The sequence below is a fragment of the Pedobacter nutrimenti genome (assembly GCF_032678445.1).
GTDB classification, from domain to species: Bacteria; Bacteroidota; Bacteroidia; order Sphingobacteriales; family Sphingobacteriaceae; genus Pedobacter; species Pedobacter nutrimenti_A.
The window spans coordinates 106,141-132,932 of sequence record NZ_JAVTSQ010000001.1 but is presented as its reverse complement, the minus strand read 5'-3'; the positions used below and the strand labels follow the sequence as shown (position 1 = coordinate 132,932).

Annotated in this window: 29 protein-coding genes; 12 read left to right on the top strand and 17 right to left on the bottom strand. The window is 41.4% G+C overall.

Annotated features, from left to right (window positions below; genetic code table 11):
• Positions 1 to 469: 469 nt before the first annotated feature.
• Positions 470 to 3,283: a hypothetical protein gene (locus R2S08_RS00580; RefSeq protein ID WP_316833379.1), complete on the top strand. Its 2,814-nt coding sequence runs from the start codon at positions 470 to 472 to the stop codon at positions 3,281 to 3,283.
• A 4-nt stretch (positions 3,284 to 3,287) separates the two neighbouring features.
• Complete coding sequence (locus R2S08_RS00575; RefSeq protein WP_133777711.1) at positions 3,288 to 3,569, top strand: hypothetical protein; 282 nt, start codon at positions 3,288 to 3,290, stop codon at positions 3,567 to 3,569.
• A gap of 21 nt (positions 3,570 to 3,590) precedes the next feature.
• Here R2S08_RS00575 and R2S08_RS00570 read toward each other — a convergent pair whose 3' ends face one another.
• From R2S08_RS00570 to R2S08_RS00555, 4 genes are all read right to left on the bottom strand, one after another.
• The gene (locus R2S08_RS00570; RefSeq protein ID WP_133777712.1) at positions 3,591 to 4,007 is read right to left on the bottom strand and encodes an OsmC family protein; all 417 of its coding nucleotides are present in this window, start codon (positions 4,005 to 4,007) and stop codon (positions 3,591 to 3,593) included.
• Between the two features lie 8 nt (positions 4,008 to 4,015).
• On the bottom strand, positions 4,016 to 4,819 hold the full coding sequence (gene ispE, locus R2S08_RS00565; protein WP_316833378.1) for a 4-(cytidine 5'-diphospho)-2-C-methyl-D-erythritol kinase: 804 nt from the start codon (positions 4,817 to 4,819) through the stop codon (positions 4,016 to 4,018).
• A gap of 72 nt (positions 4,820 to 4,891) precedes the next feature.
• Positions 4,892 to 6,094, bottom strand: coding sequence for an aminotransferase class V-fold PLP-dependent enzyme (locus R2S08_RS00560; RefSeq protein ID WP_316833377.1), 1,203 nt, complete (start codon positions 6,092 to 6,094; stop codon positions 4,892 to 4,894).
• A 401-nt stretch (positions 6,095 to 6,495) separates the two neighbouring features.
• The gene (locus R2S08_RS00555; RefSeq protein WP_316833376.1) at positions 6,496 to 7,017 is read right to left on the bottom strand and encodes a DUF1801 domain-containing protein; all 522 of its coding nucleotides are present in this window, start codon (positions 7,015 to 7,017) and stop codon (positions 6,496 to 6,498) included.
• A gap of 277 nt (positions 7,018 to 7,294) precedes the next feature.
• On the opposite strand from R2S08_RS00555, the gene R2S08_RS00550 reads away from it, so the two are divergent.
• From R2S08_RS00550 to R2S08_RS00530, 5 genes are all read left to right on the top strand, one after another.
• Entirely contained in the window at positions 7,295 to 7,696 is a 402-nt protein-coding gene (locus R2S08_RS00550) for a DoxX family membrane protein (RefSeq protein ID WP_316833375.1), read from the top strand.
• 274 nt (positions 7,697 to 7,970) lie between these two features.
• Positions 7,971 to 8,765, top strand: coding sequence for a thymidylate synthase (locus R2S08_RS00545; RefSeq protein ID WP_316833374.1), 795 nt, complete (start codon positions 7,971 to 7,973; stop codon positions 8,763 to 8,765).
• Complete coding sequence (locus R2S08_RS00540; protein ID WP_133777717.1) at positions 8,762 to 9,247, top strand: dihydrofolate reductase; 486 nt, start codon at positions 8,762 to 8,764, stop codon at positions 9,245 to 9,247. The genes R2S08_RS00545 and R2S08_RS00540 overlap by 4 nt, the downstream gene beginning before the upstream one ends.
• Positions 9,248 to 9,358: 111 nt before the next feature.
• Positions 9,359 to 12,298, top strand: a complete 2,940-nt coding sequence (gene secDF / locus R2S08_RS00535; protein WP_316833373.1) for a protein translocase subunit SecDF — start codon at positions 9,359 to 9,361, stop codon at positions 12,296 to 12,298.
• 95 nt (positions 12,299 to 12,393) lie between these two features.
• Entirely contained in the window at positions 12,394 to 13,251 is an 858-nt protein-coding gene (locus tag R2S08_RS00530; RefSeq protein WP_316833372.1) for a hydroxymethylglutaryl-CoA lyase, read from the top strand.
• Between the two features lie 18 nt (positions 13,252 to 13,269).
• Here R2S08_RS00530 and R2S08_RS00525 read toward each other — a convergent pair whose 3' ends face one another.
• The gene (locus R2S08_RS00525; RefSeq protein ID WP_316833371.1) at positions 13,270 to 13,695 is read right to left on the bottom strand and encodes a GNAT family N-acetyltransferase; all 426 of its coding nucleotides are present in this window, start codon (positions 13,693 to 13,695) and stop codon (positions 13,270 to 13,272) included.
• 154 nt (positions 13,696 to 13,849) lie between these two features.
• A complete protein-coding gene (fbaA, locus tag R2S08_RS00520; RefSeq protein ID WP_133777721.1) occupies positions 13,850 to 14,929 on the bottom strand; it encodes a class II fructose-bisphosphate aldolase in 1,080 nt (359 codons plus the stop codon).
• Positions 14,930 to 15,071: 142 nt separating this feature from the next.
• Between fbaA and accD the strand changes: the two genes are divergently transcribed.
• Positions 15,072 to 15,917, top strand: a complete 846-nt coding sequence (gene accD, locus R2S08_RS00515; protein WP_133777722.1) for an acetyl-CoA carboxylase, carboxyltransferase subunit beta — start codon at positions 15,072 to 15,074, stop codon at positions 15,915 to 15,917.
• 49 nt (positions 15,918 to 15,966) lie between these two features.
• Here accD and R2S08_RS00510 read toward each other — a convergent pair whose 3' ends face one another.
• From R2S08_RS00510 to glmM, 3 genes are read right to left on the bottom strand one after another with little or no spacing between them, the layout of a single operon-like run.
• On the bottom strand, positions 15,967 to 16,506 hold the full coding sequence (locus R2S08_RS00510; protein WP_316833370.1) for a GNAT family N-acetyltransferase: 540 nt from the start codon (positions 16,504 to 16,506) through the stop codon (positions 15,967 to 15,969).
• Positions 16,493 to 17,641 (bottom strand): cysteine desulfurase family protein, encoded by a 1,149-nt coding sequence (locus tag R2S08_RS00505; RefSeq protein WP_316833369.1) that lies wholly within the window; start codon positions 17,639 to 17,641, stop codon positions 16,493 to 16,495. The genes R2S08_RS00510 and R2S08_RS00505 overlap by 14 nt, the downstream gene beginning before the upstream one ends.
• A 6-nt stretch (positions 17,642 to 17,647) precedes the next feature.
• Positions 17,648 to 19,036, bottom strand: a complete 1,389-nt coding sequence (gene glmM, locus R2S08_RS00500; protein ID WP_316833368.1) for a phosphoglucosamine mutase — start codon at positions 19,034 to 19,036, stop codon at positions 17,648 to 17,650.
• 108 nt (positions 19,037 to 19,144) lie between these two features.
• Here glmM and R2S08_RS00495 point away from each other — a divergent pair, with 108 nt between their 5' ends.
• From R2S08_RS00495 to R2S08_RS00485, 3 genes are read left to right on the top strand one after another with little or no spacing between them, the layout of a single operon-like run.
• Positions 19,145 to 19,876 (top strand): class I SAM-dependent methyltransferase, encoded by a 732-nt coding sequence (locus R2S08_RS00495; RefSeq protein WP_316833367.1) that lies wholly within the window; start codon positions 19,145 to 19,147, stop codon positions 19,874 to 19,876.
• Positions 19,873 to 20,436 (top strand): phosphatase PAP2 family protein, encoded by a 564-nt coding sequence (locus R2S08_RS00490; protein WP_316833366.1) that lies wholly within the window; start codon positions 19,873 to 19,875, stop codon positions 20,434 to 20,436. Before R2S08_RS00495 ends, R2S08_RS00490 begins: the two co-directional genes overlap by 4 nt.
• Positions 20,437 to 21,156, top strand: a complete 720-nt coding sequence (locus R2S08_RS00485) for a ZIP family metal transporter (protein ID WP_316833365.1) — start codon at positions 20,437 to 20,439, stop codon at positions 21,154 to 21,156.
• Here the strand turns inward: R2S08_RS00485 and R2S08_RS00480 are convergent.
• From R2S08_RS00480 to R2S08_RS00460, 5 genes are read right to left on the bottom strand one after another with little or no spacing between them, the layout of a single operon-like run.
• On the bottom strand, positions 21,153 to 21,602 hold the full coding sequence (locus R2S08_RS00480) for a MarR family transcriptional regulator (protein WP_316833364.1): 450 nt from the start codon (positions 21,600 to 21,602) through the stop codon (positions 21,153 to 21,155). The genes R2S08_RS00485 and R2S08_RS00480 overlap by 4 nt on opposite strands.
• Positions 21,603 to 21,607: 5 nt before the next feature.
• A complete protein-coding gene (locus R2S08_RS00475) occupies positions 21,608 to 21,769 on the bottom strand; it encodes a DUF5522 domain-containing protein (RefSeq protein ID WP_166643919.1) in 162 nt (53 codons plus the stop codon).
• Positions 21,770 to 22,711 (bottom strand): exonuclease, encoded by a 942-nt coding sequence (locus tag R2S08_RS00470; RefSeq protein WP_316833363.1) that lies wholly within the window; start codon positions 22,709 to 22,711, stop codon positions 21,770 to 21,772.
• Positions 22,712 to 23,308: a dephospho-CoA kinase gene (gene coaE / locus R2S08_RS00465; protein ID WP_316833362.1), complete on the bottom strand. Its 597-nt coding sequence runs from the start codon at positions 23,306 to 23,308 to the stop codon at positions 22,712 to 22,714. It lies immediately after the preceding gene.
• Positions 23,308 to 24,255 carry a YbbR-like domain-containing protein gene (locus R2S08_RS00460; RefSeq protein WP_316833361.1) on the bottom strand — a complete coding sequence of 316 codons (948 nt, stop codon included), beginning with the start codon at positions 24,253 to 24,255 and terminating at the stop codon, positions 23,308 to 23,310. Before R2S08_RS00460 ends, coaE begins: the two co-directional genes overlap by 1 nt.
• A gap of 183 nt (positions 24,256 to 24,438) precedes the next feature.
• Between R2S08_RS00460 and R2S08_RS00455 the strand changes: the two genes are divergently transcribed.
• Positions 24,439 to 24,708, top strand: a complete 270-nt coding sequence (locus R2S08_RS00455; RefSeq protein ID WP_316833360.1) for a GIY-YIG nuclease family protein — start codon at positions 24,439 to 24,441, stop codon at positions 24,706 to 24,708.
• A gap of 352 nt (positions 24,709 to 25,060) precedes the next feature.
• On the opposite strand, the gene yajC is transcribed toward R2S08_RS00455, so the two are convergent.
• The 3 genes from yajC to nusB are packed head-to-tail and all read right to left on the bottom strand — an operon-like array spanning position 25,061 to position 26,752.
• Positions 25,061 to 25,375 (bottom strand): preprotein translocase subunit YajC, encoded by a 315-nt coding sequence (gene yajC, locus R2S08_RS00450; protein WP_316833359.1) that lies wholly within the window; start codon positions 25,373 to 25,375, stop codon positions 25,061 to 25,063.
• 29 nt (positions 25,376 to 25,404) lie between these two features.
• On the bottom strand, positions 25,405 to 25,854 hold the full coding sequence (locus tag R2S08_RS00445; protein ID WP_316833358.1) for a DUF1573 domain-containing protein: 450 nt from the start codon (positions 25,852 to 25,854) through the stop codon (positions 25,405 to 25,407).
• 4 nt (positions 25,855 to 25,858) lie between these two features.
• On the bottom strand, positions 25,859 to 26,752 hold the full coding sequence (gene nusB, locus R2S08_RS00440; RefSeq protein ID WP_316833357.1) for a transcription antitermination factor NusB: 894 nt from the start codon (positions 26,750 to 26,752) through the stop codon (positions 25,859 to 25,861).
• Positions 26,753 to 26,792 lie beyond the last annotated feature (40 nt).

Sequence of the window (26,792 nt, the reverse complement as noted above, 5' to 3'; positions counted from 1 at the left end):
TATTTCCCCATTTTTCCTCCCCTGAAAAAGCCCTTTATCCCGGCTTGAAGAACAGCAATTCACGCCCCATTTCCAGGCCCTGAAATCACTAAAAAACTTCTCATCAAACACAACATTTCATCAAATAAAACCGACATAAAAATCAGATGTAAGGGGAGGGGAGGCCATGTTTCACAACTTATTTTACGCTTCCATTCTATATACATTCTTTAATTTAACAGCTAAAATTATTTTTAATTTACGGGGTAAATAGTGTACCTTCATCAAGCAACAGGAGCCGCCTGAACAAGAAGAGCAAAACCAGGCGAAACACAACAAAAAAAGCACAAAAATCAACAAATACTTCAATAATAATAGAAACATCAACAAACACATTACCAACAAATTATATAGATTATTTAAAATTTAAATCCATATAAATCTTTAAATTTTCGCGAAAAAATACTAAACATATTAGCAATGAAGTTTTATGATTCAAATACTAAAAAATAAACTATTAAAATTCAGATACTTAAACCTAATCATATTAACTTCAATATCACATTCCGGTTTTTCACAGATTTTCAGCGCAGAACAGAACCCACTTAGTGTAAAATGGAGACAGATCAACAACAAAGGTTTTAAGATCATCTATCCAACCGAACTTGAAAAAGAAGCACAAAGAATGGCCAATACCATCGGCTTCATTTTTCCTTATGACGGCGCCAGTCTGGGCGTACGAAAAACCACCCTCCCGATCGTGCTTCAAAACCGTGGTGTGATTGCAAACGGCTTCGTTCAACTGGGTCCAAAAAAATCCGAATTCTACACCACTCCCCCACAGTTTTTCGATAGCCAGGACTGGCTCAATAATCTGGCCGTTCACGAGCTCAGACATGCCGCCCAATATGACAAACTCACCCACGGAAAAGCCTACCCTTTTCCCGAAGAAGTTTACCTCGCCTGGATGGGTGTAAGCATCCCGCTTTGGTTCTTTGAAGGAGACGCTGTCAGCACCGAAACTTCCCTCACTCATGCCGGCCGCGGAAGGCAGCCTTCCTGGATCATGCCCTACCGGACCAGCCTGCTCGAAGGGAAAAATATTTCCTACAGCAAAGCCAATTTCGGATCAGACAAAGACATCACTCCGGGTTACTATCAACTCGGGTACCTCATGGTGTCCAACATCAGAACTCAGTTCGGAAAAAATATTTTTGACAGCCTGCTTACCGACATTCGACAGCGGCCCGCCCGCGCCTACCCTTTTGCAGGCAGTCTGAAAAAACTGACAGGCAAAACCGGCAAGGGCTGGTACACCGCCACCACTGCCGATCTCAAAAAAGCATGGACAGCCCAGGATGAAAAAAACCAAAGTAGCCCTTACCCCCAACTCAACAAAAAAGCCAAATATGCAACGGACTATTTTTTACCGGCCTGGCTCGAAGACGGAAACATCCTGGCACTGAAACAAAGCAAAGCCGAGACCCCTTATTTTGTCGTCATAGACAGCAACCAAAAAGAGACCCGCCTGTTTGGCATCGGTTACCAGGAGCAAGCCTGGTTCAGTTATGCCGCGGGCAAACTGACCTGGGATGAGATCCGTTATGACCCCAGGTTCAGACAACGCAGCTACAGCGTGATCTGTCTCTACGATTTCAAAACCAGAAAAATTAAAAAGCTGAAAGGCAGGACCAGAACCTTCTCCCCTTCCCTGTCGGCCGACGGCAAAAAAATCATTGCAGTACAAATTGACCTCAGCAACCAGTCCAACCTCATCGAACTCGATGCCACTACCGGCAAAACCCTGTATACCTACCCCAATCCGGAAAACCTGATCCTGCAAAGCCCGGCTTTTGACCAGAGCGGAGAACGGATCACTTACATCAGCGTGAGCGAAAAAGGAAAAGCTCTTTGGGCAGCGAAAAAAAACGGCAAAAAATCCAAATTGCTAAATGAGGCCAACCAGCAACTCAACAGGCCAATATTTAATTCTTCGGGAATCGCATTTAACGCACATTACAGCGGAGTTGACAATATTTACCAGATAGACACCGCCTCAAAAAAAATAAGCGCTCTGAGCGCTTCAAAATACGGCGCCTTTAATCCATCCTTCTCTTCAGACGGCAAAAAGATCCTGTTCAATAATTTTGGTCCCGAAGGATACAACATTGCTTCAAGCCAGTTCACACCATCGGCAGTTCAGGAAAACAACTTTGCCTATTTTGGCAAAGCTGCCGAGCAGCAGGAAAATACCGGAAATATATTTGAAAAGAACATCCCCGACAGTACCTTCCAGACAGCACCCTATAAAAAGTTCATGCACCTGTTCAACTTCCACAGCGTGGTCCCGGTGATCGAAAACGAATACATTGGCGGGATCCAGCTGCAATCGAACAACCTGCTCAACACCTTCGACTTTTACACCGGTGTCAATTACCACAGAGACCTGGGCAGATTTGAATACAATGCCGGCATCAACCTGAAAACATTTTACCCGGTGATCGGACTCAGTTATGAGAACAGACCCGAACGAACCTTTTACAGCTCCGCTAAGACAATCAAACAAGGAGACTGGAGAGAACACTACGTAAAGCTAAACGCGACGATCCCCGTTAACCTGAATGCCCTTGACGAGTATTACAACCTCGGCTTCAATGTAGCCACCAGTTTAACCAAACGCTACATGCCCCAGAACATGCCTTCCAATTTCATCACCTCCCTGAATTTTCCAATGGAGTACCGGTTCACTTTTTCACACGGAAAGACCCAGGCCACGCGGGACATTGCACCGAGATGGGCGCAAATTTTACGTTTCCAATATTTCAATCAACCCTTCGATCAAAAACTGGCCGGCGAGCTTTTTTCAGCAGAGAGTTTCATTTACACTCCCGGGCTGCTCAAAAACCATTCTTTCCTGATCAATTTCAGCTATCAGAAAGCCACAGGCGTAAGGCGTTACGCCACCGAGATCAATACCGTATACGGCTACAACAATATTCTGGCAAAAAGTCCGCTCCAGAACACCTTGCTGCTCAATTACCGGTTCCCGATTGTGTTTCCCGACCTGGAGGTTGGCCCACTGGCTTATGTAAGAAATTTGAGGGGAACTTTATTTTGTCATTACGAGAACATCGGAAACGACACCAATTTATCCGAACCAAAAACCTATGGCTTTGAATTGCGCAGCAGCATGCACCTGTTGCGTTACCAACCCCTGGCCGATATTGGCGCAAGAATGGTGTTTGTGAATAAAATTTATAATCAAAATCCTATCTTAGAGTTCATTTTTACCTACACATTTTAAGTCTATGCGTACAAAAACCATTTTTATCATCGTCTTTACCGCCCTGCTGACCATTTTCTTAATGATCAACACAGACTCCGTAGAATTCAATTTTATTTTTGTAAAGAAAGATATTTCCAAGCTTGTGGTGGTAGGGGTGTTTACCTTTATTGGATTTGTGCTTGGATACTGGGCCGGAAAGCCAAAAACAGTGATCAGTACTTACGATCAAAAATTTGATGACCCCAAAACAAGTACTGACCACAAAAATAATTTAAGCGACGAGGACCGGGATTACATCAGCTAAACAGCCTGGTCCTGCCCCCTTTTAAGAATGAATGGTATGTGTAAATTTAATGGTCGCAGAACGCCCCAGGATATTGGATACGGAGCAATATTTCTCAAAAGTTAAAGCCAGTGCCCTTTCCACTTTTTGCTCACTCAGCGCACCGTAAAGGTCAAAATGAATATTGATCGTTTCAAAAATCGGAGGAACTTCTTCATTTTTTCTGCTTGCCTTAATACTGATCTTTACATCTTCCAGCGGTTCTTTTTGTTTGGTTAGCACATTCACGACATCGATACCACTGCAACCACCCAAACCCACCAGCAACATTTCCATTGGCCTGAACCCTCTGCCCTCACCGCCTATTTCAGGTTTAGCATCCAGTTCCACCGTATGTCCTGCCGGATTGATGGCTTCAAAATTAAATTTCCCGCTTTTACGTACTAAATTGATTTCCATATGATCTATCAAACGTTATAAAATATTCTATTCTCTTTTTCCAGTTCAGGCAAACGCACTTTATTTTCAAAAATTCCAAAGACACAAGATCCACTCCCGCTCATGGCTGCATAAACTGCGCCCGATTCGTAGAGGCTGTTTTTAATCTGTCCAATCCCTGGATATTTTGAAAAAACGCTCCGCTCAAAGTCATTCTGTACATGCAGCCGCCAGTCTTCTAAAGGCAAATGTATTAAATCTTTCAGCGATCTCCCAGGCATGGAAGGCTTAACCCCCGCATAAGCCTCTGCAGTGGAGACATGAACATCAGGTTTGACCAAAACCAGACAATAGGCCGACAGGTCAAGCTGCAATTCACTAAATTCATCTCCTTTTCCAAAGGCGTAAACAGGTTTATTTTCAATGAAAAAAGCACAATCTGCACCAAGCTGCCGGGCATAGTCCTGCATCGCAGCACTGTTAAGACCCAGCTTAAATTTATCATTCAGAAGCTTGATTACGAAAGCCGCGTCGGCCGAGCCCCCCCCCAAACCAGCACCAACAGGAATATTTTTAAGCAATGTAATTTGCTGAGGAGGCAGTTCGAAATCTTTTCCCAACAAATGATAAGCCTTCAAACAGATGTTGTCTTCCAGCTTTCCCGGAACCTGAACACCTGCAATTACACAGTGTGTTTCTTCGGCATCTGACAATTCAACAACGTCATATAACTTTACGGGATAAAATACGGTTTCCAGATTATGGTAGCCGTCAGTTCTCTTTTCTGTGATGTGCAGACCAAGATTGATCTTGGCATTGGCAAAGGCAAGCATATCGCAAACTTAGCAAAAAATGAAACAACCTTAACCTTAAAATCTACATCCCGGAAGTGCCGTAAAAATAATTTACAACGCCGATATCATAGCAGAAAGCTCCTGGCACAATGTATTGATCTCCTCTTCCGTATTGTAATAATGCACAGAGGCTCTCACCACCGTAGAAAGCTGGTTCTTGCCCATATATATCGGAGTTGCCTGCGATCCCCCAACAGAAACGTTAATTCCAATTTCTGCCAGCTTGAGTTTAACCTCTGAACTCTCCACACCGTTTACCGAAAAAGCAACAATACCACTCAGCCGGTCACCAGAATCACGTACAATGATCCCTGGAATTTCAGCGAGCTTTCTCCTCATCAATACTGACAAATGTTCAATACGATGCCATATGCGATCCAATCCAATATTCATTGCATATTCGATTGCCTTCCCAAACCCAAGGGTAAGTGCCCTGCTTTTCTCATAAAGCTCAAAACGACGTGCATCCTTTCTAAGCGTGTACGCTGTTAAAGATACATTTCCAGCAGCCTGAAAATCCAACAGTATGGGTTTTATGAGATCCTGACTGCTTTTCTTCACAAATAAAAAACCTGTTCCTCTTGGAGCTCTCATGTATTTACGCCCCGTAGCAGAAAGCATATCGCATTTTATCTTTTTCACATCCAGGGGCAATTGACCAGCGCTCTGGCAAGCATCCACCAGATAGAGTATCTGATGTTTTTCTGCAAGATCTCCGATTTCCTCAACTGGCGCAATACTTCCACCAGAAGATGAAACATGTGTGACCATAATCAGTTTAGTTTTAGCGTTAATGGCCTTTTCAAACTCGGTCATCGAAAAATTACCCTGTTCGTCATTAGGAATGACCTTAACCTTAATACCATCGGCATTTTGCAGATCTACCAAGCCAATCAGGTTGGTCACATACTCCATCTCGCTCGTAATGATTTCATCACCATCTTTAAAAGATAAACCTTTAAAAGCCGTACACCAGGCAGCACTCGCATTTTCAAAGACAGCAACTTCATCTCTGTCTGCATTGATCAACCGAGCAATCTGATCATAGACACCATTGATCCGGTCTATATATTTCGCTTCGGTTTCATATCCCCCAGATAAAGCCTCTTCTCTTAAATAGTCAATCACAGTATCAACTACAACATCCGGCGGCAAGGAAGAGCCCGCATTATTAAAATGAATCAGTTGAGACGTGCCGATGGTTTGATTTCTTAAATTCTGTAGTTCTTCGTTATTTATGGGTTCAAGCTTCATTTGATGATTTAGTTCTATAGCGATCTATACTGTTTTCCAGCGTAAATATACTTGTTAATTAAACAGAAAAATAGAACTTTGGATGCAATTTACGGTATTTTGAAACACCAGACAATCGTAAACACAACCTTGAACCTTCAAAATTAATTCCATAACCAGTATAGCTAAAACCAGATAAGACAAGCTGGTATCATGGCTATATAGTTGTTCACTATGACTGCGCCATGAGTGCGCAGTGAGTGCGCCATGAGTGCGCCTTTTTACAGAAAAAACGCGCACTTATAGCGCAGTGAATACACTGACATTCCGCAGTCACAGTAAAGCATAATAGAACCAATACAAGATAAAACTGAACCTGGCATCAACCTAAGCCAAAGAAAACAAATAAGATTAATAAAAATTTAATTTTCAGCAGTAACCTCAACCCCATATCTTATTGCCGCTTCCAGCACATCAATTCTGATATCATTTAGCGTTTTAAATTTAATGCAATATCCAGTCACACTTGCCTTACCTATATTTCCACCAAACGTTTGGGCTAAGTACGTCTTATCTTTGACACCAAGAATATAGACAGAAATTCCGGTTTTGTTTGCGCTCAGGCCAATTTGAAAAAAGTCTTTGGTCTTGCCATCAGCATATTTCAGCGTCTGAAATCCATAGCCAACAGTAGGGTTACTAACCGTTTTATTTTCGCTGTTTTTACCATCATCAAACCATAATTTACAACCTGGTAAAACCCGAAGCAGGAGATGGTGCAACCCTTGCATATCGCTACGCTTTGGTTCAGATTCACCAGTGATATATTTTTCAATTTGTTCTGGTATGTCCATAGGAGATATTAAACGATGAACTGCTTGCTTAACCTTTTCAAATTTCGGTTTATTTTTATTCAACCAAAAAAAGAAAAAATCTGCATACAACTATATCAAAGATAATATGGAAGTTTGATAAGAGAAAGTTAATTTAATATAAGGGGTACAAGTCGGAGACTTGGCCCCTTTTTTATTGTAAAAAATCTGCACCCTCCCCGGTTTGCACCCCGGGAAAATATGTTTTCATGAACGGACATCAGAACCTGAAGCTTTTCGCGAAAGGTTCAGCGAGCTCAGAAAACATATTTTCACTTCTAAACACCTTTTTATAATAAAATCAGATTTGAAAAGAATTTCTTATTTTTAATATCTAAACCCCTTGATTATGAAAGTAGTAAAATTTATCATTTGCCTTCTTTTTGGACTGATGTTTATCAATGCAGGCCTTAATAAATTCTTAAACTATCTCCCCATGCCAAAAATGGACGATGCTCACCTAAAAGTAATGGAAGCCTTTATGAGGGTATCCTGGCTTATGCCTCTTGTTGGAGCCATAGAGGTTATAGGAGGCCTTCTGTTCATTATCCCTAAATACCGTGCACTGGGTGCATTGGTTATTTTACCAGTTGCAACAGGTGTTCTGGTCCACAATATTACCTATGAGCCAATAACAGGCATCTTGACAGCACTGGTACTTTTTGTGATCAATCTATGGATCATTGCAGACAACTGGAAAAAATACCTGCCAATGGTTTCTTCCGATCAGAATAATAAAGAATTAGGCTAGGCTAACTTATATTTTGAACACGCAGATATACACCCTCCCCGGTCTGCACCCAGGAAAATATGTTTTCATGATTGAACCTCAGGGCCTGAATCTCTTCGCGGAAGGTCCAGAGAGATCAGAAAACATATTTTCAACCCAATTTTCATGCCTATCCCCCATAAACCTCCTAAAAAACACAAGCTCATTAATTTTTACGAACAAGGCATCCAGATGGTATAAAGATGGTTTTATTATGTACTTTTGCAATAGAGGTGTTCCTATTATAATTTACAAGATGAAGCAATATTTAGACTTAATGCAGCATGTGCTGGATGAAGGCACTCAAAAACATGACCGCACCGGAACAGGTACCATTAGTGTTTTTGGTTACCAGATGCGATTTAACCTGCAGGAAGGCTTTCCGATGGTAACCACAAAGAAATTACACTTAAAATCCATTATTCATGAGCTAATCTGGTTTTTAAGCGGCGATACCAATATCAAATATCTAAAAGATAATGGTGTAAAGATCTGGGACGAATGGGCCGATGAGAACGGCGACCTCGGACCAGTTTACGGATCACAATGGCGCTCCTGGCCTTCCCCTGATGGTAGCCATATTGATCAGATCAGCAATATAATTAAAACCATTAAGAACAACCCCGATTCCAGAAGGATCATTGTTTCGGCATGGAACGTAGCAGAAATTGAAAGCATGGCCCTACCACCATGCCATGCCTTTTTCCAGTTCTATGTAGCCGATGGTAAACTCAGCTGCCAGCTGTACCAGAGAAGTGCAGACATTTTCCTTGGCGTACCTTTTAATATTGCATCCTATGCCCTGCTCACTATGATGGTGGCTCAGGTATGCGGATTACAGTACGGTGATTTTATCCATACCCTTGGAGATGCACACTTGTACAACAACCATATTGAACAGGCCAGGCTACAACTGAGCCGTGCTCCGAAAGCGCTGCCGGTGATGAAAATCAACCCGGAAGTCAAAGACATCTTCGATTTTAAATACGAAGATTTCAGCCTGGAGAATTACGATCCGCATCCGCACATTAAAGGAGCCGTTGCCGTATGATCGTATCCGCAGTAGTGGCCATTGCAGAAAATAATGCCATTGGAAAAGACAACCAGTTGTTGTGGCGTCTTCCAGCAGACCTGAAACATTTTAAAGAGATTACCTCCGGACATACCGTAATTATGGGCCGCAAAACCTATGATTCTGTAGGCAAGCCTTTGCCCAACCGCCGGAACATCATCATCACCCGCAATAAAGACCTGGAAATTCCGGGGGTGGAAATTGTTGGAAGCATGGACGAAGCCTTATCGCTTTGCCAGCAAGAACAGGAAGTGTATGTGATTGGCGGTGCACAGATCTATGCCAGTTCGCTGCATTTAACCGATAAGATCTACCTGACCCGGGTCCACCAGAGTTTTGAGGCCGACAGCTTTTTTCCGGAGATTGATCCCGGCATCTGGTCAGAAACGGAGGTTGAACCTCATCAGCCCGATGAGAAAAACCCCATTGGATATACATTTTCGACACTTATACGCCGTTAGTGTATCATCTATAATAAAAAATTAATAAGAAGGCCTATTAATTAAAAAATTAATTAGATTTGCCGACTTGTTAAAAAAATATATAGCATATAGACAAATAATTACAAACAAATGCAAGGTAAAGGTTTTATAAAATTTATGGCAATACTATTGGGTATTGTCTGTGTGTATTCTCTATCGTTTAACCTGGTTACATCAAACGTAGAAAAAAACGCTAAAGCGTATGCCAAAGGAGACCCTTTAAAAGAAAAGGCTTATTTGGATTCTATGGCTACTGTTCCGGTTTATCCGGTCTTTGGCTTTAATTACCAGTTCTGTAAATCCAAAGAGATCAATCTTGGATTAGACCTTAAAGGCGGTATGAACGTAACGATGGAAATATCGTTAGGTGAACTTGTAAAATCTTTGGCTAACAATCCTGCTGATGTTAATTTTAACAAAGCGATCTCAAACGCTCAAACTCAGTTAAACGCTGGTGGTAAAGATTTCATTGGTTTATTCGTAAACGAATATGAAAAATTAAGCCCTAACGGAAAACTGGCTGATTTCTTTTCCAATCAGGACAATGCAAAGGACCTTAAAGCCAATGCCAGTAATTCAGACGTTAAAACGTATTTGTCTAAAGAAGCCACCAGCGCTATCGACCGTTCGTTCATCATCATCAGAAGCCGCATCGATGGATTTGGTGTAGTGAGCCCGAACATGCAGAAACAAGAAGGTACCAACCGTATCCTGATTGAGATGCCAGGTGTTCAGGACAAAGAAAGGATTCATAAATTATTGCAGGGTTCTGCAGAACTTCAGTTCTGGCAGGTGTACCAGAATGAAGAAGTTTATTCTGTTCTGGAAAACATCAACAAAACCCTGGTTACAGCTTTAAAAGATACTTCAGCTACGGCTGCTGTTAAAGATACTACAGCTAAAACAGAAAGTAAACTGGCTGGTCTGGCGAAAAAGCCGGCAACCAAAGATTCTGCTGATGTTAAAAAACAGGAGCTTTCTAAAAACAACCCTTTATTTGCTGTATTGAGTATTCCAACCTATCAAGGTCAAAACGGACAGCCTGCTTTACGTCCGGGTCCGGTTGTAGGATGGGTAGCTCAAAAAGATACCGCTAAAGTAAACGCCTACTTTGCAAAACCTGAAATTGCTTCTATCATTCCTCCTACTTTCAAATTTATGTGGAGTGTAAAACCTATGGAAAACACCAAGGTTTTCGAATTGTATGCAATCAAAGTGACTTCAGCAGATGGCAAACCTGATTTAGGTGGTGATGCGATCAGCGATGCCCGTCATGACTTTGACCAGAAAGGCAAACCAGAAGTAACCATGTACATGACTGGTGAAGGTGCTGCAAAATGGAAAAAAATCACTGCAGAAGCTTCTGCAGATCCAAACAATAAAAAAGCTATTGCTATTGTTTTAGACAATACAGTTTACTCTGCTCCTACTGTTCAGAACGAAATCCCTAACGGTATTTCTTCTATCACAGGAAGTTTCACTGTAAACGATACACAAGATTTAGCCAACATCTTAAAGGCTGGTAAATTACCTGCTCCTGCTAAAATTGTAGGAGAATATGTTGTCGGTCCTTCTTTAGGTCAGGCTGCAATCCACAACGGCTTATTGTCATTTGTTCTTGCCTTCATAGTGATCCTGATCTTTATGGCCTTGTATTACAACAAAGCTGGATGGGTGGCTAACTTAGCGCTTGTGATCAACTTATTCTTCATCATGGGTATCCTGGTATCCTTAGGTGCGGTATTAACTTTACCTGGTATCGCTGGTATCATTTTGGTAATTGGTTTATCGGTTGATGCGAACATCCTGATCTTTGAAAGGGTGAGAGAAGAATTGCTTCATGGCAAAAGCACTGCACTTTCTATTAAAGAAGGTTTCAAACATGCAATGCCTTCCATCATTGACTCTAACGTAACGGTATTGATCTTAGGTGTGATCCTGTACATTTTCGGTAACGGACCGGTACAAGGTTTCGCTACGACTTTGTGTATTGGTATCTTGTCATCTCTGTTCTGCGCGGTATTGATCTCCCGTTTGGTTTTCGAATCTCTGCTGAGCAAAAACGCCAACATCACTTTTGGTAACAAAGCTACCCTGCATGCCTTCAAAAACATTGCTTTTGATTTTGTTGGACGCAGAAAGATTTATTACACCATTTCATCTGTAATCATTGTTTTAGGTTTCATCTTCTACTTTAAAAATGGCGGATTGAAACTGGGTATCGACTTTAAAGGTGGAAGAACTTATATCGTTCACTTCGATAAAAACATATCTACTGAAGATGTTAAATCTGATTTAACCCCTCTTTTCGACAACGAGGCACCAGAGGTTAAAACTGCTGGTAATGACAATGAATTAAAAATCACCACGACTTTCCACATTGCCGATCAGGATACACATGCGGATAAACTGGTAGAAGATGCATTGAAAAAAGGTCTGGATAAAACCGGGGCAAAATACACCATTGAAAGTAACCAGAAAGTAGGACCTATCATTGCAAGTGACCTGGTATATAGCGCGTATGGTGCGGTATTGTTCTCTTGCTTACTGATGTTCTTCTATATCATCATCAGGTTTAAAAAACTGAACTATGGTTTGGGTGCGGTAATCGCGTTATTCCATGACGTATTGCTGGTACTTTCTTTCTATACCATTTTAGATGGCGTGCTTCCATTCTCATTAGAGATCGGACAGGATTTCATCGCGGCCATCTTAACGGTAATGTCTTATACGATGACTGAAACAGTGGTTGTGTTTGACCGTATCCGCGAGAAACTTGCAGAGCATGGTAAAGAAGATCTTCATGGTGAAGAGCGTAATAAACTGATCAACTTCGCGCTGAACAGTACATTAAGCCGTACCATCCTGACTTCATTAACTGTATTCTTTGTATTATTGGTGATCTTCATCTTCGGTGGAGACAGCATCAGAGGATTTATCTTTGCTTTATTAATTGGCCGTGTTATCGGTACTTATTCTTCACTTTGTATCTCTACACCAATTGTAGTGGATCTTGGAAAAAGCAAATAGACTTTAATACAAATAAAATGTATATAAAAAGGCATCCATCTATTGGATGCCTTTTTTGTTGTATCTATCTTTACAGAAATGCATAAAGCTTCCTTATGGAAAAACGGATTAAACTGATTGAATGCCCAAGAGATGCCATGCAGGGCATCCATCATTTTATTGATACAGATCTTAAAGCAGCCTATATCAACCTGCTCCTGCAAGTCGGTTTTGATACGATTGATTTTGGCAGTTTTGTTTCTCCTAAAGCGATTCCTCAATTGAGGGATACCAAAGAAGTGCTGTCTAAACTGGATCTGAGCGATACGGCTTCCAAATTACTGGCCATTGTAGCCAATGTGAGAGGTGCTGAAGAAGCGGTTCAGCATTCGGAGATCACTTATCTTGGCTTCCCTTTTTCTATCTCAGAAACCTTCCAACAGCGCAACACCAATTCCAGTATCCTGCAATCTATGGATACTGTAAAGCAAATGCTGGAGCTTTGTGACCGGCACAGCAAACAGGCCGTGGTTTACTTGTCTATGGGCTTTGGAAATCCTTACGGAGATCCCTGGAATATAGATATCGTAGAACACTGGACAGGGAAACTGGCTGGACTTGGTGTAAAAATTCTTTCTCTTTCTGATACCACGGGGGTTTCTTCTCCAGAAAAGATCAAGGCTATTTTGCCTGGAATCACCCAGAGCTTTGCTGACATCGAAATTGGTGTACACCTGCACAGTACACCGGAAACACGGCAGGAAAAGATACAGGCAGCTTATGAAAGTGGTTGCAGGCGCTTTGACAGCGCACTAAAGGGATATGGAGGCTGCCCTATGGCTGCCGATGACCTCACGGGAAATCTGGCAACAGAAGACTTAATCAATTATCTGGACCATATTGATGAGCCTACCGGACTCGATATGGACAAATGGAAGGCGGCCCTGGCCTATTCTTCCAGGATCTTTCTTTAAATTCTGCTGAAAAAAGGATCAGGCTTTACGCACCATTTTTACGTGCATCATACCTGCTTCTTCAAATTGTGGTCCTTCTGCAGCAAAGCCGAACTTGCTGTATAGGGAAACAGCATCCAGTTGTGCATTCAGGTAAACATATTGATGATCTTCAGGTAAATCGGCCAGAACAGCAGCCACCATGGCCTGCCCTATTCTTTTTCCCCTGAACTCTTTTAATACAGCAAACCTTTCCAGTTTATAACCTTTATCTGTTTTACGCCAGCGGCAGGCGCCGCAGGGTTGCTGACCAAGTAGAGCTAAGAAGTGAGTAGAAACATCTTCATTCTCCCATTCCAGTTCGGGCGGGCAATGTTGCTCATCAACAAATACCTTTTTACGAATTGCAAACGCATCTTCCAGCTGCTCCTGGCTGCTGATTTTAATAACCTCTAGTGTGTCCATGAATACTATAACAAAAAATAAGTCGCTCTGTTTGAAAGCGACTTATTAAAACGATTGATTGTGTAAAGCTGTCGATTGTAAAGCGGTCGTCATGCTGAAATAAATTCAGCATGACGACCGCACAATTTAAGCTTACTTTTTATCTATTTATAAACTATAATTTATCGCTGGCGTCTTTGCAGTTCAGGTCTTCAAAAGCCTGGGTTAAACGCTTAACAAATGCTTCTTCACCTTTACGTAACCAAACGCGCGGATCGTAGTATTTTTTATTTGGTTTATCTTCTCCATCAGGATTTCCGATCTGACCTTGCAGATAAGCCTCATTCGCTTTATAGTAATCCAGGATACCTTCCCAGAATGCCCATTGCATATCTGTATCGATGTTCATTTTGATCGCACCATAAGAAATGGCCTCTCTGATCTCTTCCTGAGAAGAACCTGAACCACCATGGAAAACGAAATTGATTGGTTTTTCTGCAGTCAGGTTGAATTTCTCTCTGATATAATCTTGTGAGTTCTTTAAAATTACCGGCTGCAGTTTCACGTTACCTGGTTTGTATACCCCGTGAACGTTTCCAAATGCTGCTGCTACAGTAAACTTATCACTTACTTTGCTTAATTCTTCGTAAGCATAAGCTACTTCAGAAGGCTGTGTATACAGTTTAGAACTGTCTACATCACTGTTATCTACACCATCTTCCTCACCACCGGTTACACCCAGTTCGATCTCAATGGTCATGCCCATTTTAGCCATACGGGCTAAATATTTAGCAGAGATTTCCATATTTTCTTCAATCGGTTCTTCCGAAAGGTCCAGCATGTGGGAAGAAAACAATGGTTTTCCATGTTCTGCGAAGAATTGTTCACCGTGATCCAACAATCCATCAATCCATGGAAGTAATTTTTTAGCCGCATGATCCGTATGTAATACTACAGCTACACCATAGTGTTCTGCAAGTAAATGCACGTGTTTAGCTGCGGATACTGCGCCCAGTACACATGCTTTAAGGTTTTCATTATTCAATGTCTTACCTGCGTAGAACTGTGCTCCACCATTTGACAACTGAATCATAACGGGTGAATTTACAGCTTTCGCCGTTTCCATTACTGCGTTAATCGTATTGGTTCCCGTAACGTTAACTGCTGGTAATGCAAACTGGTGCTTTTTAGCCTGCTCAAACAATTCCTGAACGGCGTCTCCGTAAATTACTCCTTTGTAGCCTTTTAAACTCATTTTTCTAATTTTTGTATACGCCGAAGTTAGGAAAAATATAGATTAAGGCAAATCTAAGCCGGGTTTTATTTTATCCTAAAACTATCATAGACGGTTCAATTTTTTTTTTGTTTCTTTGTAGTCGCATTTTTCAACAAATAACATGGCTTGGTTTAAGAGAGAAAATAAAGGTATTAGTACACTGACAGAAGAAAAAAAGGAAGCGCCGGATGGTTTATGGAACAAATGTCCTAATTGCAAAAAGGCATTACACAGTTCGGATCTTATAGAAAATAAATATGTTTGTCATTATTGTGATTACCACCTGAGGGTAGGTTCTAAAGAATATTTCCAGGTATTATTTGACGACAACCAGTTCAAAGAACTCTTTGCGGGGTTAAAATCAGGAGATCCTTTAAACTTTACAGACAGCAAACCTTATAAAGACAGACTGGTAGAAAGCATCGCTAAAACCGGCTTAAATGATGCCATCAGGGCTGCACACGGAAAGATCGAAGGTGAAGAACTGGTGATTGCCTGTATGGACTTCAATTTTATTGGTGGCTCTATGGGATCGGTTGTAGGAGAAAAGATTGCCAGATCAATTGATTATAGCATTAAACATAAAATCCCTTTCCTGATGATCTCTAAATCAGGGGGAGCGCGAATGATGGAAGCTGCATTCTCGTTAATGCAAATGGCTAAAACTTCGGCTAAACTGGCTTTATTGAGCCAGGCAAAGATTCCTTATATTTCTTTATTAACAGATCCTACAACGGGTGGTGTAACAGCTTCTTATGCCATGCTTGGGGATATCAATATTGCAGAACCGGGTGCACTGATCGGCTTTGCAGGTCCAAGGGTCATTAAAGAAACGATTAAGAAAGACCTCCCTAAGGGTTTCCAAACCTCTGAATTTGTATTGGAGCATGGTTTCCTTGATTTTATTGTAGACAGAAGAGCGATGAAGTCAAAACTGGCCAGCTTTTTAAAGATGATGAAGAACTAACAAAAGATAGATACATAAAAGGCGTTTGTGGATTTCACAAACGCCTTTTTTATATAAAATAAACTTTAGCTTTAATCTGTTCCACCAGATGGCTGAACATTGGCCTGTCCAATAGTTCTTTACAGGTACTCATCAGGCGCATAGGATAAACAACTCCCCTTTCCCGGTAAGAAGGCTGCTCATACATATAATCGAGCAGGTGCAGCCCCAGGCGCTCGTAGAATGAGACTCTTCTTTGCGCCTCTTCACTTAGCGGGGGTTCAACTTCCAGCAGCATATTTCCCTGTGCAGCATCCAGATAATGGTGCATGATCCGGCTTCCGTAATTCTTTCCCCTTTCTGCAGAGGATACGGCCAGGTGTTCGATAAACAGCCAATCTGAAATCTTCCACCAGATCACAAAGGCCACAGGCTGTTCCTGGTCTGTGACCAGGTCCACCTGCATCTCCGCTCCCGGACTGATCAAAGACAAAAGAACCGGCCATTCCCTTCGCTCCTGTACAGGAAAGGCACTTTGATAAAGTGCCTTTACAAAGGAAAGACGTTCATCTTTCCGGTCAGTTATTTTTAAAAAGTTAAGCGCTGACATTTTGCTGTACGATATGCTTTACTTTATCCACCACAAAATCCAGTTCTTCTTTGGTATTGTACTTACTGAAAGAAAAACGTACAGAAGGTTTATTAGGGTCTGCTGCTATTCCGGTGAGTACATGGGAGCCTATATTGGAACCTGAAGAACAGGCACTTCCTCCTGATGCCGAGATTCCGTTGATGTCGAGATTAAACAACAACATATCTGACATTTCCATTTCCGGAAAAGAAACATTTAAAACCGTATACAGACTTTTCTCTGGTTCTGTTTCTCCGTTAAAGCCAACTCCAGGTACTTCTGCAAGCAGTTTATTCTTCATATAGGTTTTCAGTTCCTGGATATAGTTCTGGTGTTTTTCCATTTCCGCATAGGCAATTTCCATCGCTTTGGCCAGGCCCACAATGCCGTATACATTTTCTGTTCCCCCACGCATATTCCGCTCCTGAGCACCGCCAAAGATCATTGGACTGATCTTAATGTTGTGGTTCACATAGAGGAAACCCACACCTTTGGGACCATGGAATTTATGTGCTGCACAAACAATAAAATGAGCTTTCAGTTTCCTGACATCATGAACATAATGTCCCATGGTTTGCACCGTATCACAATGATAGATGGCGTTATAGGTTTCACAAAGATCACCTACCTTAACAATATCGGTTAAGGTTCCCAGTTCGTTATTGGCATGCATCAGCGATACAAAAGAACGCTCGTTCTCTTTTAGCAACTGCTCCAGGTGGGCATAATCCACATTTCCCTTGTCGTCGATATTCACATAGCTGAGTTTATCGATCACACCGTTTTTCAACAGCATTTCCAGGGTATGCTCTACGGCGTGGTGCTCAATTTTAGACGTAATGGCATGTTTAAGACCAAAAGCATCAATACCACACCGGATGGCTGTATTGTCTGCTTCGGTACCACCCGAAGTAAAAAATATTTCTGCAGGAACCGCATTTAATAAGCCGGCTACGGTTTTGCGGGCCTTCTCGATTAATGTTCTTACTTCACGCCCCTGGGCGTGGATTGAAGATGGATTTCCATAATAATTATCCATTACATTAACCATTTCAGCCAGCACCTCTTTATCCAGAGGAGTTGTAGCGGCATTATCTAAATAGATTCTGTTCATTTGTTTTTAGTTCAATTTTAAGATTTCTTTGATATCCGAGATGATTTTTGAAGCCAGTCCTTCTGCAACAGTCTCGTTCTGGGCTTCGCTGTAAATCCGGATGATCGGTTCTGTGTTTGACCTTCTCAGGTGTACCCATTCATTGTCAAACTCAATTTTCAAACCATCAATAGTACTGCTTGGCTGGTTTTTATACTTATCCTGCACCTTGAGCAATAAAGCGTCAATATCCATTTCAGGCGTAAGCGTAATCTTATTTTTAGAAATATGATAATTCGGATAGCTGCTTCTCAGTAAAGAAATGGATTTTCCGAAGTTGGCCAGATGCGTCAGGAACAAAGCGATTCCCACCAGGGCATCTCTTCCATAATGTAATTCAGGATAAATGATCCCGCCATTACCTTCTCCGCCAATAATCGCATTGGTCTCTTTCATTTTGTTCACCACATTTACCTCTCCTACTGCTGCTGCATTGTAAGTCCCTCCCGCTTTCTCCGTAACATCTCTCAGTGCACGGGTAGAAGAAAGGTTGGATACTGTATTTCCTGGTGTATGCTTTAACACATAATCTGCTACGGCAACCAGTGTATATTCTTCTCCGAACATGGAACCGTCTTCGCAAACAAAGCACAAACGGTCTACATCCGGATCTACAACGATCCCCAGGTCTGCATTTTTGCTTTGCACTACCTTTGCTATTTCCGTCAGATTCTCCGGAAGCGGTTCCGGATTGTGCGGAAATTCACCGTTAGGTTCGCAGAACAACTCATAAATAGTTTTTACACCGAGTGCTTTTAACAGGGCAGGTACAAAGATCCCTCCTGTAGAATTCACACAGTCAATTGCAATTTTAAAATTTGCGGCTTTAATAGCCTCTACATCCACCAGTGGCAGGGCCAGGATGGCATCTATATGTTTTTGCAGGTAAGTATCGTTAACAACAACTTTACCTAAATCATTAACATCTGCAAAGTCAAAATCAGCACGCTCCGCCAGGTCAAGCACCTCTTTTCCGTCAGCATCACTGATAAATTCGCCTTTACCGTTGAGCAGTTTTAAGGCATTCCACTGTTTTGGATTATGGCTGGCTGTCAAGATAATACCACCACCTGCTTTTTCCAGGGGTACAGCAACTTCTACCGTTGGGGTAGTGCTCAGTCCAAGGTCTATAACTTCGATGCCCAACCCCTGTAAGGTTCCGATCACCAGGTTATTGACCATTTCACCAGATATACGGGCGTCGCGTCCAAGCACAATCTTTTTATTATTGGTTTTCGCAATGACCCAGGAGCCATAGGCTGCCGTGAATTTTACAACATCAATTGGAGTTAACCCGTTTCCGGCAATTCCGCCGATGGTTCCTCTTATTCCAGAAATAGATTTTATCAGTGTCAATTTTTCGGTTTTTTATTGACCCAAAAATAAGAAAAATTTAAGTAGCGAGGGTAGTAAATGGGTATTATACTATATTTGCGGAGTAATAAAAATTTTAAACAAAGCTCTATGCAGCGCAAATGGTTTCAATATTGGTTCAATTCTCCTTATTATCATATACTTTACAGTCAGCGCAACGATGAGGAAGCAGAATTTTTAATCGATAATCTTTCTGCCTATCTGAAACCGTCTGCCGATTCCAGGATCCTGGATATTGCTTGCGGAAGAGGTCGGCATGCCATTTATCTGAATAAAAAGGGCTACGACGTAACCGGGATAGATCTTTCTGAGCAAAGTATACGTTATGCACAGCAATTTGAGCAGAAGAACCTGCATTTCTTTGTACATGATATGCGCCGCTTGTCATTTATCAATTATTTTGACATTGCGTTAAACTTGTTTACCAGTTTTGGTTATTTCGAAACAGAGAAAGACCATGTCAATGCTTTAAAATCCTTCAGAAAAGGTTTAAAACCAGATGGCACCCTGGTGATCGATTATTTCAACACGGTAAAGATCATTAAAAACCTGACCCGCCAGGAAACTAAAACGCTGGAGGGCATAGAATTCCATCTGCATAAGTTTGTTTCTGAGGGTAAAATCATCAAGCATATTAATTTCGAACACCGAGGAAAAGCTTTTGCCTTTGAAGAAAGGGTTCAAGCCTTTACACTGGAGGATTTTGAAAGGATGTTCCTGAAAAGCGGCCTGCAGATCGTTGCGAAATTTGGAGACTATTCTCTGGGTGAATACCATGAAACACAATCAGACCGATTAATTTTAGTCTGCAAAAAAGCATGATAGAAACACTCCTGCAATTTGACCATGATCTTTTTCTGCGGATCAACAGAGGCCTTTCCAATGGCTTCTTTGACTGGCTGATGCCTTTGATGCGCAACCGGTTCTTTTGGGCACCATTGTATTTGTTCATTATCATTTTCTGCATCAAGGAGTATAAAAAGAAAGGATTCCTCATCATAGGTATGATCTTGCTTACCTTTGCTATTGGTGATGCTTTTTCATCCAGATGTATCAAACCTTTTGTAGCCCGTCCACGGCCTTGCAATGACATTGTACTCTCTGCTGAACTCATTCACCGCGTGCCCTGCGGAAGTGGCTACAGCTTTCCTTCTGCCCATGCCACCAATCATTTTGGGATAGCGGTATTTTTGATCCTTGTTTTTTATGACCGCTGGAAACCGATATTACCTATAGGTCTGGCCTGGGCATTTATTATATCCTTCGCGCAAATCTATGTTGGCGTACATTACCCTATAGATACACTGGCCGGTGCTGTTCTGGGTACCTTAGTTGGCCTGCTCACCTCTATTATCTATAAAAAACTGCAAAATCGTATATAAATGGAGATCTGGAAATTATTTATACTATTCTTTTGTGCCTTTTTTGGCGGAGCAGCAATTTTCCTGGTTAAAAGTGACAAATCACAATTGCTTAAGCTGATCCTTTCTTTCAGTGGGGCTTACCTTTTTGCCATCACTGTTTTACACCTCATTCCCGATGCCTACAGTGGTGCGGATGCCCATGAGATTGGGATCTTTATACTGATCGGCTTTTTGCTGCAGGTATTCCTGGAGCAATTTTCAGAGGGTGTGGAACATGGACATATTCACAAACACAACGAAAATCATATTTTCCCTTACGGAATTATGATCAGTTTATGCCTTCATGCTTTTTTAGAGGGTATGCCACTGGCCAAAGACCACCACAATGAGTTGATCTTTGGGATTGCCCTGCACCATATCCCTGCTGCTTTTGCACTGGCCAGCATCCTGATGCAAAACCACTACAAAGCCGGAAAGATCCTTTTTTACATCATTATTTTCGCATTAATGGCTCCGCTTGGATTTTATGTAAGTATAGGACTAAGCAATGGCACCATAGGCGGTGTAGAAGCTTATTTCAATAAGATGATGGGTATTGTGATCGGAATCTTCCTGCACATCTCCACAACCATCCTATTTGAATCAAGTGTAGACCATAAAGTCAGCAAGCGCAAAATGGTGGCCGTATTGCTGGGCATCAGCATTGCCCTGGTTGGCTTTTACAGTTCCGGGCATTAACCCCGCAACTTATCCAGGAGCAGGTTCAATTGTAAAGCTTCCTCTTCGGTGAGGTTGGAAGAAACCATAGCCGACAGGTTCACCTCTTCGTCCATTCTTTTTAAAAGTGTCAGCCCTTTTTTGCTGATTCGGATGTCTACAGCTCTTTTATCGGTTGAATTAATTTCCTTTTCTACAAGTCCTTTCTGTACCAGCCGGTCTACAATCCGGGAGGCATCAGACATTTTATCCATCATCCTCGATTTGATCAGGTTAATGGTAGAGGGTCTGGGATGTTGTCCTCTTAAGATTCGCAGCACATTAAATTGCTGGGTGGTGATTTCATAAGGTACAACGATTTGTTTCATCTGCTCGGTACACCAGCTATAGGTATAAAATACGTTGACTACGGCTTGCTGGAAAACACTTTCAAACCGGGATGTCTTAATTTCTTTCTGCAATTCCATGTGCACTATTTTTCTTTCTTATCTGGAGAACTGCCTTTTTTCTTTCCATATTTCCAGGGGCAATGTCTGCATTTATTTTTACAGCAGTGTCCTCTTTTGAGGTGGTAGGCTTCAGTAAATACCATAAGCCCCTCCTCATTGAAATAGAAATCTACGCCTTCTTCCATTTAATTAAGCAATTTAACGACCAAACTTTCCTGGTAGTGAAATTTTAACTGGTGACCACTGCCGTGGGTGGTCCAAACTTCTGTGGGTTTGACCTGGCTGATGGTGTATAAAATGTCTTTCCAGTCTGCATGATCTGAAAGGTATAACTGCATCTGGTTCATTTTCTGCAGGTCTTTCCACCCTGTTGCAAACACTTTAATGACATTGAGTGTCTTCACATTACTATTGAAAACCATTGGAGGTACCAGGTAAACAACATTTTTTACATTGGCCTTCAATATCCGTTTATCAAAAATCTCGTAGGTGCCCAGAGACCTCCCCTCCTGTTCATAGATTTTGATGAACGGAAGGATACTATGGTGCACCAATATCTTTTTCCCTTTACAATACTGATTCATCAATTCCAGTAGTCTTTGACTTTTTCCAAGGACATAAGCGCCCAGCATAATATTCAGATCGGTTGAGTTGAGTTTTTTAATCTCTTCTTCCGGATCGGGATGCTGTGTCTCCGGGTTTGCAAAAGTCGTTTCTGTAATCAGTACATCTGCCCCCACAAATTCAAAAGGTTCGCAGGTCGGGTCTTTTTGCAGTTTAAAATCTCCTGTATACAGGTACCTGGTTCCCTGGTATTCCATCAGGATCTGCGCTGAGCCCAGAATATGTCCGGCAGGAATAAATTGAAGCAGCACTCCATTGATCTCAAAAGCTTCGTGATAGGCCTTGATATAGAATTCGCCTGCGGCCTCTTCCCGATACCTGTGCTTCATAAACAAAGAGGTGGCCCTGCCACAGTATACTTTTGCATTACCTGGTACGGCATGGTCTCCATGGGCATGGGAAATCACTGCAAGGCGAACCGGTTCTTTTGGATCTAAATAAAAATCCCCGTAAACACAGTACAAACCGATTTTCGTTTGTACTAAAAAATCCTCTGCTATCATTTAATCCTTTATCTGCAGAAACTGGTGGTGCAGGCTCAGCACCTGTTCTATAACAGAGCTGCTTTCATCATTTATAATGAAAAAATCTGCCATCTTCAGTTTCTGTTCATCTGTATATTGTTTATCCATCCTGGCCTTCACCTGTGCCTGGGTAACCTGATCTCGTGCCATTACCCTGGCCATTCTGACTTCTACTGGTGCGGTGACCAGAATGTTTTTATCACACATCTGGTAGGAACCGCTTTCAAACAGCAGAGCAGCCTCTTTTAAGATATAAGGACAAGTTTCAGGCACCTGTGCTACCCAGATATCAAAGACTCTGAATACGGCCGGATGTACCAATGCATTCAGTTTAGCCAGTTGTGCAGCATCATTAAACACGATGCCTGCAATGTATTTATTATTCAGTACGCCATTTTGCTGGTAACTTTCTTCTCCAAAAGTTTCTTTAACGCCCGCAACCAGAACAGGATCGGTAACCATGATCTGCTTGGCTACATCATCTGCATAGAAAACCGATGCACCAAGTGTTTCAAAAATATGACAGATGGTGGTCTTACCACTTCCAATTCCTCCTGTAATACCAATCTTTAACATTATTTTTCTATTATAAAATCCAATTTGGCGGGCTCAATTTTAATCACTTTACAATAATCAGGAAACCGGGACAACTTTACCCTCAATTTATGATGCCCTTCTAACCTCCATTCATCCAGATCTACTACTGCATCAATAAAATCTTCATTGACCTGCTGATAGGAAGATAAAGCGACGAGAAAAGTCAGTCTTATTTTTTTAGGGAACAACTTAACATTCAAATACTGTTTGTTGTTGATGACCTTTACAGGCACGTCTATGGTTTTTTCCGTAAACTCATCTACAGGTATCTTCACTTCAACGCTGGCAGGAAAAATGCTCACATTTTTATAGCTGCTTTGTTTCATAGGAACTCTTGTACTTACGGAGTTCTGAACCCCTTTCAGGTTAAGTGTATCGGTTTTCCAGGAGCTGATCTCTTCCAGGTCCTTCTCCGGTCCGGACACCGTTACATAGGCAGGATTGAGTTCCGTATCGTCAGAAATCCCAAATTGCTCCCTGAACTCCAGTTTAGAAACCAGTTTTACCGGTACCTTTTTAACAGTTCTTTTCGAAAAATCGAAGTATAACGTATCCGGCTTTACAGAAATGATCTTCTGAGAGGTTTCCAGCTGCCTGTTGATGTTGAACAGCTGTTCTGAAAACAGTACAAAATTCCGGTTATTCAGCTTGTCCAGACTGATAGAAATGGATTGAGGATTGATCCTGAGCCGGGCAAACAACAGTTGCCAGCCAGTACCTTCCACCTGCAGGTCTACCGTATCCGACTGCAGGGGATGAAATGCCTTTTTCTGCGGCACATTGGTGTAGATCAGTACTGTTTTTGCCGTATAAACGTATTTATTATTTAACGCAAGGAACAGCCACCCACCCAGGGCCAGCAGCAAACAGACCACAAGGGTCAGAAATCGCTTTCGTTCTATTTTTGTTAATTTTATGATCGGCATACTGTAAAGTAAACAAAAATACAATAATGTAAAGGATTACCTATTAATCAGGGAAACAATTCCGCCATCCGCGTCAGATCGATGTTCCATTATTGGCTGCATGATGACATTTTTTCAAACAAATGTTACATTAACCGCTTCATCAAAGATCATAACTATGGATAGAGGGGGTTGCGTATACATTTGACTAACAAAATTAATTCTGTGTTGTATATCGGGGTAACATCGGACTTGTACTTTAGGATAAAAGAGCATAAAGAGAAATACTTTCCTAATTCCTTTACGGCGAATTATAATTGCAATAAGCTAGTTTATTTCGAACAGCACAGTTCAATTGAAGAAGCTATTGCTAAGGAAAAACAGATGAAGAATTGGAAGAGGGTCTGGAAGATCAGCTTGATCAATAGTGCAAATCCTGAATGGAATGATTTGTCTGAAGGTCTTGAACCATAGACGACAAATATTATCTCCATGCTATAGCCGCCCTGCAAACAAAAAAGGGATATGAATATTTCAGGCCTTAGCAGGTTTGCAGCCCCTTCAGGCTGCCTAAGCTGGTGCAGCCTGAAATATTCATATCCCTTTTTTGTCCATGCGAAATACAGGTAATACAACGATATTCTCTGACTTTCTCTTCCGAGATGCTGAAATGAATTTACTCCGTAGCTTTCCGCTGCGCTCCAGGTCAGCATGACGAGGTGGCTGTTGTCTATGCGAAATACTGGTAATGCAAGCAAACACAAAAATCAGGTCCATAAAAAAAGCCGCGTAAAGCGGCTTAAATATTTCAATTGGATAACTTCAATTAGGCTTTAGGCAAAGTAGCCTTAGTCGCATCTAATGAAATCGCAGTTTTATCAAATCTGATTTTAGTACCACCTTCAACTTCGATCAGGAAAGTAGTCTCGTTCATATCTACAATTTTGCCGTGAATACCGGCAGTAGTTACAATTTTATCTCCCTTTTTCAAATCCTCAACCAATTTCTTATGGTCTTTTGCCTTTTTAACCTGCGGCCTGATCATGAAGAAATAAAATACCACCATGATAAGAACCATTGGGATTAAAGTACCCAACATTCCATTTCCGCCTGCTTGTAAAATTACTATTCCTGTAGTCATATTGTCTTTTTTGTTTTTTTAATAAAATATTAAGGTTGAGTCACTTCTCCAGTTAAATGCACCTGATTGGTATTCGGATTGCCATTAGACGTAATGGTAACCACTTTGTCCTGCATCCCCATTTTACCCGCACTGTTAAAAACCACTTTGATCACACTTTCTTCACCAGGTTTAATCGGTTCAGTAGGTGACTCAGGAATGGTACATCCGCAAGTCGCTGTTGCATTGGAAATGATCAGCGGGCTTTTTCCCGTATTTTTAAATTTGAAGTCGTAATGTACTTTTTCTCCTTGTTTGATTTTTCCGAAATCATAGCTTTCCTTTTCAAAAGAAAGGATCGCAGCATCTGGAGAAGCAGGTTTTGCTGCACTCGATGTCGTGTCTGTTAAACTGCCGGCTTTTACATCTTGTTTAGCCGTTCCCTGATGGCAGGAAGCCAGCAATACACCGGCAATGCCCAATACAAATAAGTGTTTCATGTGATTATTCGTCTATTAATCCCCGTCCAATTTTCTTAATGCTATTCGTGCGTTTTAAATCGCCCAAAATTTTATCCAAGATACCGTTAATAAATGAGTTACTTTTCGGTGTACTGTAATCTTTTGATAAATCCAGATACTCGTTAATGGTCACTTTAACCGGAATAGATGGGAAGTTAAGCAATTCGCAAATCGCCATTTTCATCAGAATCGTATCCATCAATGCGATACGCTCAGACTCCCAGTTTTTAGTTCTTTCAGCAATCAGCTCCTGATATTTATCGTAATTCTTTAAAGTATAAGCAAACAGATCCTGTACAAACTTACTGTCTTCCGGCCAGTCCTGGCTAATCGGGGTTAGTTTATTTGCAAACGGATCCTCAGAAGTGAAATTCTTCAGTGTTTTAGCCACCATACCTTGCATCACCTCTTTATCTACAGACCAGTTGATAAATTTATCTTCAAAAGCCTGAATGATGTTTTGATTTTTAAGAATGATCTTTCTAAAGATAAACTTAATGATCTCTTTGGATTCCTCCAATCCTTCATTATCACCTGCCAGATAAGCCACATATTCAGGTGTACTTTTCAGTTTGTTATAAATGGTTTTAATGAAATCCGGTTCTGCATTCCAGTTGATCTGGTATTTATTAACAGCCGCCTGAAATTCAGGATTCTTCTGTAATAAAACGATAAATGCATTGTGCAGCAGTTTCTGATTGGGATTCAGATCCTCTTCCGTCGGAAAGTGTTTATTAGACCTTTCAATGGCATCAACAGCAGTATACTCTGTGATTTCAGATATAAGGGCAAGCATGCGGACGTACATTTCGTAGACGTCGTCAATACTTTTCATCAATGCTTTCTTTGATGAGATCAGATCTTTCTTATCTGACATTTGCCATGCAAATATGTTTTGCAAAGCTTTAATTCTTAGG

Excerpts from the sequence above, each read along its gene's own strand:
- yajC (WP_316833359.1), bottom strand. The coding sequence starts at position 25,375 with ATGACTACAGGAATAGTAATTTTACAAGCAGGCGGAAATGGAATGTTG.
- R2S08_RS00575 (WP_133777711.1), top strand. The coding sequence starts at position 3,288 with ATGCGTACAAAAACCATTTTTATCATCGTCTTTACCGCCCTGCTGACC.
- R2S08_RS00580 (WP_316833379.1), top strand. The coding sequence starts at position 470 with ATGATTCAAATACTAAAAAATAAACTATTAAAATTCAGATACTTAAAC.
- accD (WP_133777722.1), top strand. The coding sequence starts at position 15,072 with ATGGCTTGGTTTAAGAGAGAAAATAAAGGTATTAGTACACTGACAGAA.
- R2S08_RS00460 (WP_316833361.1), bottom strand. The coding sequence starts at position 24,255 with ATGCCGATCATAAAATTAACAAAAATAGAACGAAAGCGATTTCTGACC.
- R2S08_RS00505 (WP_316833369.1), bottom strand. The coding sequence starts at position 17,641 with ATGAACAGAATCTATTTAGATAATGCCGCTACAACTCCTCTGGATAAA.
- R2S08_RS00525 (WP_316833371.1), bottom strand. The coding sequence starts at position 13,695 with ATGGACACACTAGAGGTTATTAAAATCAGCAGCCAGGAGCAGCTGGAA.
- R2S08_RS00445 (WP_316833358.1), bottom strand. The coding sequence starts at position 25,854 with ATGAAACACTTATTTGTATTGGGCATTGCCGGTGTATTGCTGGCTTCC.
- R2S08_RS00550 (WP_316833375.1), top strand. The coding sequence starts at position 7,295 with ATGAAAGTAGTAAAATTTATCATTTGCCTTCTTTTTGGACTGATGTTT.
- R2S08_RS00560 (WP_316833377.1), bottom strand. The coding sequence starts at position 6,094 with ATGAAGCTTGAACCCATAAATAACGAAGAACTACAGAATTTAAGAAAT.
- R2S08_RS00480 (WP_316833364.1), bottom strand. The coding sequence starts at position 21,602 with ATGGAATTGCAGAAAGAAATTAAGACATCCCGGTTTGAAAGTGTTTTC.
- R2S08_RS00510 (WP_316833370.1), bottom strand. The coding sequence starts at position 16,506 with ATGTCAGCGCTTAACTTTTTAAAAATAACTGACCGGAAAGATGAACGT.
- coaE (WP_316833362.1), bottom strand. The coding sequence starts at position 23,308 with ATGTTAAAGATTGGTATTACAGGAGGAATTGGAAGTGGTAAGACCACC.
- R2S08_RS00475 (WP_166643919.1), bottom strand. The coding sequence starts at position 21,769 with ATGGAAGAAGGCGTAGATTTCTATTTCAATGAGGAGGGGCTTATGGTA.
- R2S08_RS00485 (WP_316833365.1), top strand. The coding sequence starts at position 20,437 with ATGGAGATCTGGAAATTATTTATACTATTCTTTTGTGCCTTTTTTGGC.
- secDF (WP_316833373.1), top strand. The coding sequence starts at position 9,359 with ATGCAAGGTAAAGGTTTTATAAAATTTATGGCAATACTATTGGGTATT.
- R2S08_RS00490 (WP_316833366.1), top strand. The coding sequence starts at position 19,873 with ATGATAGAAACACTCCTGCAATTTGACCATGATCTTTTTCTGCGGATC.
- nusB (WP_316833357.1), bottom strand. The coding sequence starts at position 26,752 with ATGTCAGATAAGAAAGATCTGATCTCATCAAAGAAAGCATTGATGAAA.
- R2S08_RS00540 (WP_133777717.1), top strand. The coding sequence starts at position 8,762 with ATGATCGTATCCGCAGTAGTGGCCATTGCAGAAAATAATGCCATTGGA.
- fbaA (WP_133777721.1), bottom strand. The coding sequence starts at position 14,929 with ATGAGTTTAAAAGGCTACAAAGGAGTAATTTACGGAGACGCCGTTCAG.
- R2S08_RS00470 (WP_316833363.1), bottom strand. The coding sequence starts at position 22,711 with ATGATAGCAGAGGATTTTTTAGTACAAACGAAAATCGGTTTGTACTGT.
- R2S08_RS00530 (WP_316833372.1), top strand. The coding sequence starts at position 12,394 with ATGGAAAAACGGATTAAACTGATTGAATGCCCAAGAGATGCCATGCAG.
- R2S08_RS00545 (WP_316833374.1), top strand. The coding sequence starts at position 7,971 with ATGAAGCAATATTTAGACTTAATGCAGCATGTGCTGGATGAAGGCACT.
- R2S08_RS00495 (WP_316833367.1), top strand. The coding sequence starts at position 19,145 with ATGCAGCGCAAATGGTTTCAATATTGGTTCAATTCTCCTTATTATCAT.
- R2S08_RS00570 (WP_133777712.1), bottom strand. The coding sequence starts at position 4,007 with ATGGAAATCAATTTAGTACGTAAAAGCGGGAAATTTAATTTTGAAGCC.
- ispE (WP_316833378.1), bottom strand. The coding sequence starts at position 4,819 with ATGCTTGCCTTTGCCAATGCCAAGATCAATCTTGGTCTGCACATCACA.